The organism is Streptomyces sp. SID3212 (genome assembly GCF_009865405.1).
GTDB lineage: Bacteria > Actinomycetota > Actinomycetes > Streptomycetales > Streptomycetaceae > Streptomyces.
This window is the reverse complement of the sequence record NZ_WWJY01000197.1, coordinates 20,985-27,143: the sequence shown is the minus strand read 5'-3', so window position 1 is coordinate 27,143 and position 6,159 is coordinate 20,985. Positions and strand designations below refer to the sequence as shown.

Below are 6,159 nucleotides of genomic sequence, written 5' to 3'. Positions count from 1 at the left end.
TGCTGGGCCGGCCGGGCCGCGCCTGGGCCGACGACCTGCTGGCGCCGCTGACGCGGTACGTCCCCGCCCGGGGCGCCGACCCCGACAGCGCCGCGTTGACCGACACGGTCCGGTCGTGGCTCGCCTTCTCGGCCGCCGCGACCGAACACTTGAAGATCCACCGCAACACCCTGGCCTCGCGCCTGCGCCGCGTCGAGGCACTGCTCGGCCTGGACCTCAGGCTCGTGGGCGATCAGGCGAAACTCGACCTGGCCCTGCGGATCGGCGCGCTGCCGCGCACGACGGAACACGGGCCGACGGAGCCCGGGCCGACGGAGCCACGGCCGACGGACGCGGTGGGGTCCGTGCCGTCCCCTCCCGTGCAGGACCCCTTCGAGGCGCTGCTGCGCCTGCCCGCCGTACGGGAGTGGGCTCTGACGCAGCTGCGTCCCGTACGGACGGACGCACCCACGCTGGAGACGACCCTGCGGGCCTGGCTGCGCAACGACACCCGGCTGAGTGCCACGGCGCGGGCGCTCGGTGTGTCGGTGACAGGGACCCGGAAGCGGCTGACACGCCTCGAACAGGTGCTGCGCCGCTCGCTGTTGCGGGTCCCGAACGCGCGGCACGACCTGTGGCTGGCCGCCGCGGCCCTGGACGGCGGACCGCCGGACAGGAACTTCTGACACCGCCGGGCGGTCCGGCTGTGCACTCCGGCTCTCCCCGGCCCGCCGTACGGAACCTAGAGTCGGGCTCGTGTTCACGCCCTGCACGGGGGGTGGGGCGTGAACACGAATACCTGCCTCTGCCTGCTTCAACGGCCCCGCCCCCGCCCGTGGTCGCGCCGGCGCTCCCGCTCGCGCTCCGCCTCCTGCTGTCGCTGGCGTTCCCGTGTCTCCTTCCTCGCCCGCTCCTGTTCCTGTGCGACGAGCCGGCGCAGCAGCCCCGCCACCCGGTCGCTCGCCTCGTCCGCCGCGTCGATCGCCTCGATGCACTGCCAGTACAGCGCCTCCTCGTCCGTCGCACACGCCACCGCGACCAGGGCGATGCCCACCTCGCCCAGTAACTCCGCCAGCCCGGTCAGCGCGCCCCGGGCGTCCGGCACCGAGGTCAGCTGTCTCGCCCTGCTCCCGTCCCCGAACCGCAGCTCCGCGCCGTAGAGCTCCGCCCCCGGCCCGCCGGCACCGGGGCCGCGGAGGTCCGGCCCGCCGACACCCGGCCCGCCGAAGCCCGGACCTCCGCCGCCCGCCTCCCGGGCCTCCGGTAAGTCACCGCCGTGACTGCCCGTCTCACCGAGCTCACGCGCCTCGCCCCGCAGCTCCGGCGGCCCGCTCAGCGCCAGCCGGTTGCCGATCGCCTGGGCCAGCGCCTGCGCCTGCCAGGCCTCCGCGATGACGTCCCACGGCTCCCCGCTGCTGGCCAGGGCCTGCCGGGTCACGCCGATGAGCCGTTCCGCATCCATCCGCAGCCCCCGTTCGTACGACAATCCTGCCCTCTCACTCCACTACCCAGAGTGAGTGAACGGCGACGGAAAGGCCAGAGGAATGCGGAAATCTGTGGACAGGCAGCTGGTTGTGGAAATCTCACTCACTCCGAAGAGTGACGATCACGGGGAATCGGGATCCTTCACGGCGGATGAGGGCGGGAAGCGCCCTTCATTCCGTTCAATCTTCGCGGCGAGCGCGTCCAGTACGTCGATCCCCACCACGTCGCAGAACTGGAGCAGGTACGCGAGCACGTCCGCGACCTCGTCCGCGACCCGGTGGGCCGACTCGGGGTCCTCCATCACCCGCGCCGACTGCTCGGGGGTCAACCACTGGAAGATCTCTTGCAGTTCGGCCGCCTCGACGCTCAGCGCCGCGACCAGGTTCTTGGGCGTGTGGTACCGCCCCCAGTCCCGGGCCTCCGCGAACTCGGCCAACCTGCGCTGGAGCCCCGCCACATCGTGTTCTGTCACAGACCCAGGTCTACCACCGTCACCCCGGCCGGCCCGCACCGGTCAGGGCCCACGGCCGGACCGCTACGGCCCCGGAACGGCCGCCGCCGCGATCCCCTCGACCTCCGTGCCGACCGGCGCCAGCAGGAAGACGTTCTTGTCGACGCGGTGCATCCCGCTGCCGAGGCCGAAGACCACCCCGCTGCTGAAGTCCAGGATGCGCTTGGCCACGTCGAGTTCGGCGCCGGACAGGTCCAACAGGACCGGGATCTGGGCGATCAGGTGGTCGGCGACCTCGCGCGCGTCCGCGAAGACCCGCACCCTCAGGACGACGAACCGCCGGTGCTCGACACGGGGTTCGGGCCGCACGGCGCGGTGGTCGACCCGCGAGGGCCACTCGTTGCGGCTGCGCAGCGGAACGACCTGCGCCAGGCCTTCCCACTGTTCGTCGGTGACGTCATATCTGTCGTACCTGCTCACCGGACCACCCCGCCCGCGCGTCGCGTCTGCATCCGGACATCCTCCCGCTCCTCACCCGTTCGGCCCATCAGCGACACGGCTCTGTCGGTGATCGGCTCCACGGGTCCCCCGGAACGGCCGGACTCCCGGCCGTCGAGAGCGGAGTGCCCCGCACCGCGGCCCGGAAACCCTCAACGCGGGGTGACCTGCTCCCGCTTCACCTCCAGCCCCGCCGGCGCGTCGACGCGCGCGGTGCCGTCCGCTCGGACCGAGATGTCCAGCCTGCCGCCCGCGATGTCGAAGCCCTCGACACGAAGCGGCCGGTACGCCTCCGCGAAGGCCGGCGCGACCGTGACCGTACCGCCGGGGACGTCGGCGGACAGGCCCAGCACCGACTGGAGTACGAGGACGGACGACGCGGCGGCCCAGGCCTGCGGCCGGCAGGACGCCGGATAGGGCGCGGGGAACGCGTCGGTGGCCGTGCCGTGCCCGGCGAAGAGTTCGGGGAGGCGCGCGTCGAAACCGGCGGAGGCGGTCAGCAGACCCGCCGCGAGCGGCGCCGCCGCGTCCGGGAATCCGGCCCTGACCAGCCCGTGCACGGCGATCGCGGTGTCGTGCGGCCAGATCGAACCGATGTGGTAGCCGTACGGGTTGAACCCCACGGAGTCGCTGCTCAGGGTCCGCAGACCGTGGCCCGAGTCGAGGTCGGGCGCGGTCATCCGGGCGGCGAGCAGTGCGCTCTCCTCGGGGTCGAGCAGCCCCGTGCCGAGCAGGTGCCCGAAGCCCGAAGTGACCGAGTCCACCGGCCTCTTGTCACGGTCGAGCGCCACCGCCGGGTACGGTCCGCGCGCGTCCTCGACCCAGAAGCGCTCACGGAACTGGACGCGCAGCCGCTCGGCCCACTCCTCCCAGCGGTCCGCGCCGGGACGGCCGAAGGCGCGCAGCAGGTCGGCGCCGCCGCGGGCCGCCTCGTACGCGTACGCCTGGACCTCGCACAGCGCGATCGGGGAGTCGGCGAGGCGGCCGTCGCGGTGCCTGATGGAGTCGCCGGAGTCCTTCCAGCCCTGGTTGGCCAGTCCGCGTCCGGTCAGGTCGATGTATTCGAGGAAGCCGTCGCCGTCGGCGTCGCCGTACTCGCTCATCCACGCGAGGGCGGACTCGGCGTGCGGCAGGAGCTGTTCGACCTGCTCGGGGGCGAGGCCCCAGCGCCAGGCGTCGTGCAGCAGCGTGATCCACAGGGGCGTCGCGTCGACCGTGCCGTAGTAGCAGGGCGGCAGGGCGAAGGTGTCGTCGAACCGCTGGGCGGCGCGGCGCACTTCGTGCAGGATCTTGCCGGGCTGCTCCTCGGTTTCGGGGTCGGTCGCTCCGCCCTGGCGGCGGGCGAGGGTGCGCAGCGTACCGGCCGCGAGGTCGGTCCCGAGCGGCAGTAGCATCCGGGCGGCCCACAGCGAGTCACGGCCGAAGAGCGTGAGGAACCACGGGGCTCCGGCGGCCAGGAACTGGTCGGCCGGGTCGGCGGGGTCGGTCAGGCGCAGCCGGTCCAGGTCGGCGGTGGACTGGTCGAGCCAGTGGTCGAAGCGCCGGTCCGCGCTGCGCAGTCGGGGGGTGCGCCAGGGCAGACTGCCGGAGGGCGGCGCGGGGAACTGGTCGCCCTCGTCGTGGGCCGCCTCGCAGCGCAGGAGAGCGGTCCAGGTCTCGCCGGGCGCCAGTTGGATGTCGTACGTGAGCCGTCCGGACGCCGGGTCGGCGGTCGTGGCGGCGGGCGTGCTGCCGAGCCGTACGGTGAACGCCTCCTGGGACCAGGCGAGTCCGTCCGCGGTGGCGGCGGGGGGCACGGGCGCGGGGCGGTCACCGGACTTGACGCGCTCCATCGGCGCGAGGTCGGTGGTGGCGGTGACGATCAGCGTGACGCGGACGTGCTGCCGTCCCGCGTTGGTGACGTCCAGGGTCTCCGCCAGCTGTCCCGGGGTGACGTGGCGGCGGCGGCGCAGGGTGACGGCGGGGTCGGGGGTGTGTTCGCCGAGGCCGCGCAACACGGCCCGGAAGGACGCGCGTTCGGCGCCGTCGAGGCCACCGCGTACGGGTGCGAGCACCACGCCTTCGGCCTCGACGGTCAGCCGGGACAGGGCGCGGGTGTCGCCGTGGTAGAAGCCGTCGGCACCAGGACTCTCCCCGGACAGGACACCGGCACCGGCACCCGCTCCGGCTCCGGCTCCGGCTCCGGCTCCGGCTCCGGGAAGGTCGCCGATCTGTCCGTCGGCCCGCGAGATCGCGAAGCTCGGCGCGTACAGCGTCACGCAGGAGTCGTGCAGGAACGGCTGGAGCCCGGACGGCCCCTGGGGGTTTCCGTCCGGCGGGCCGCCCCCCTCGACCGGCTTCGTTATGTCGTGGGTCTTGACAGTGATGTCCAAAACAGCAGAACCTCTCAGGCATTGGAGCGTTCCAAAGAGCCTAACGACGACCTCAGCTCCCTGACAACACCATTGGAACGCTCCAATAACTTCATCCACTCGCCCCGTCGGTTCCGGAGAGACACATGGTCCGCACCCCCAACACCCCTTCGCCCAAGGCCGGTCCGGTGACCCTGGCCATGGTCGCGCGACGGGCCGGGGTCTCTCCGCAAACCGTGTCGAATGCCCTCAACTCCCCCGATCTGCTGCGCCCCGAGACCTTGGAGCGGGTGCGCAGAACCATCGACGAGATGGGCTACCGCCCGCACCGGGCGGCACAGACCCTCCGTACCCGTTCCAGCAAACTCATCGGGTACGGAATCCGGCCCACCGCGCCGGGCGCGTCCGCCCCGGTCATGGACCGCTTCCTGCACGCCCTGTCCCAGACCGCCGACGAGGCCGGTTACCGGATCCTGCTGTTCGCCTCACCCCCGCCCGAGGGTCCTGACGCCCTCGACGGATATGAGGAACTGCTCGATCTGCACCATGTGGACGGGTTCGTACTGAGCGGCACCGACCGGGGCGACCAGCGCCAGGCCTGGCTCCAGAAGCGCGATGTTCCCTTTGTCGGCTTCGGCCGGATGTGGGCGGGCCGTCAGATCGGCGACTGGGTCGACGTCGACGGCGCCTCGGGCACGGACGCCGCCGTCGAGCACCTGGTGGCGCGCGGGCACCGGAAGATCGCCTTCCTGGGCTGGCCGCGCGGCTCCGGCGTCGGTGACGACCGTGCGGAGGGCTGGCAGCGCGCCATGCGCCGGCACGGTCTGCCGGTCCGGGGCCGGCGCGCGTACAGCGTCGACGACATCGCGTCGGCCCAGGCCGCCGCCGCACCCCTGCTCGAAGCGGGCGCCACGGCGGTGGTCGCGGCGAGCGACATGCTCGCGCTGGGCTGCTACCACGCCTTGCGGGAGCGCGAGGCCGTACCGGGAGCGGACGTCGCCGTGGTCGGCTTCGACGACTCCCCCACGGCCGCGCTCCTCTCACCGGGCCTGTCCACCGTGGCCCAGCCGCTGGAGGCCGTCGGCCGCGAGTGTGTACGGCTGCTGCTGGCCCGGATGGGAGAGCCGGGCCGGGCCCCCGAGCGGGTCCTGCTCGAACCGTCACTGGTCGTACGGGACAGCACGCCGGCGTTACGCGCCTGAGCAGCCGCGACCGAACCACCGAACCGCCGAACCATGGACCGCCGAGCCACCGAACCGCCGAACCGCCGAACCGCCGAACCACTGAGCCACGGGCCCACCCGCCCCGGCCTCCCCGCTCCACCCCGGCCCCCTGGGCCCCCAGAACGCCACCCCCCTCTCGTACAGCGCGCCTTCAGGGCAGCTGAGCCGCACG

General features: G+C 73.0%; 6 protein-coding genes. 2 read left to right on the top strand and 4 right to left on the bottom strand.

The window, feature by feature from the left end:
- Positions 1-665: helix-turn-helix domain-containing protein (locus tag GT042_RS05685; protein WP_161307593.1), on the top strand; the 665-nt coding region annotated here is incomplete at its 5' end.
- 128 nt (positions 666-793) lie between these two features.
- On the opposite strand, the gene GT042_RS38025 is transcribed toward GT042_RS05685, so the two are convergent.
- The 4 genes from GT042_RS38025 to GT042_RS05665 form a co-directional block, all read right to left on the bottom strand.
- Complete coding sequence (locus tag GT042_RS38025) at positions 794-1,441, bottom strand: DUF6099 family protein (protein ID WP_202532400.1); 648 nt, start codon at positions 1,439-1,441, stop codon at positions 794-796.
- 144 nt (positions 1,442-1,585) lie between these two features.
- Complete coding sequence (locus tag GT042_RS05675; RefSeq protein WP_161307592.1) at positions 1,586-1,936, bottom strand: nucleotide pyrophosphohydrolase; 351 nt, start codon at positions 1,934-1,936, stop codon at positions 1,586-1,588.
- Positions 1,937-1,999: 63 nt separating this feature from the next.
- Positions 2,000-2,395, bottom strand: coding sequence for a cell division protein SepF (sepF, locus tag GT042_RS05670; RefSeq protein WP_161307591.1), 396 nt, complete (start codon positions 2,393-2,395; stop codon positions 2,000-2,002).
- Positions 2,396-2,565: 170 nt separating this feature from the next.
- Positions 2,566-4,785: a glycogen debranching N-terminal domain-containing protein gene (locus tag GT042_RS05665; RefSeq protein WP_202532397.1), complete on the bottom strand. Its 2,220-nt coding sequence runs from the start codon at positions 4,783-4,785 to the stop codon at positions 2,566-2,568.
- 125 nt (positions 4,786-4,910) lie between these two features.
- On the opposite strand from GT042_RS05665, the gene GT042_RS05660 reads away from it, so the two are divergent.
- Positions 4,911-5,966, top strand: coding sequence for a LacI family DNA-binding transcriptional regulator (locus tag GT042_RS05660; protein WP_161307590.1), 1,056 nt, complete (start codon positions 4,911-4,913; stop codon positions 5,964-5,966).
- Positions 5,967-6,159 lie beyond the last annotated feature (193 nt).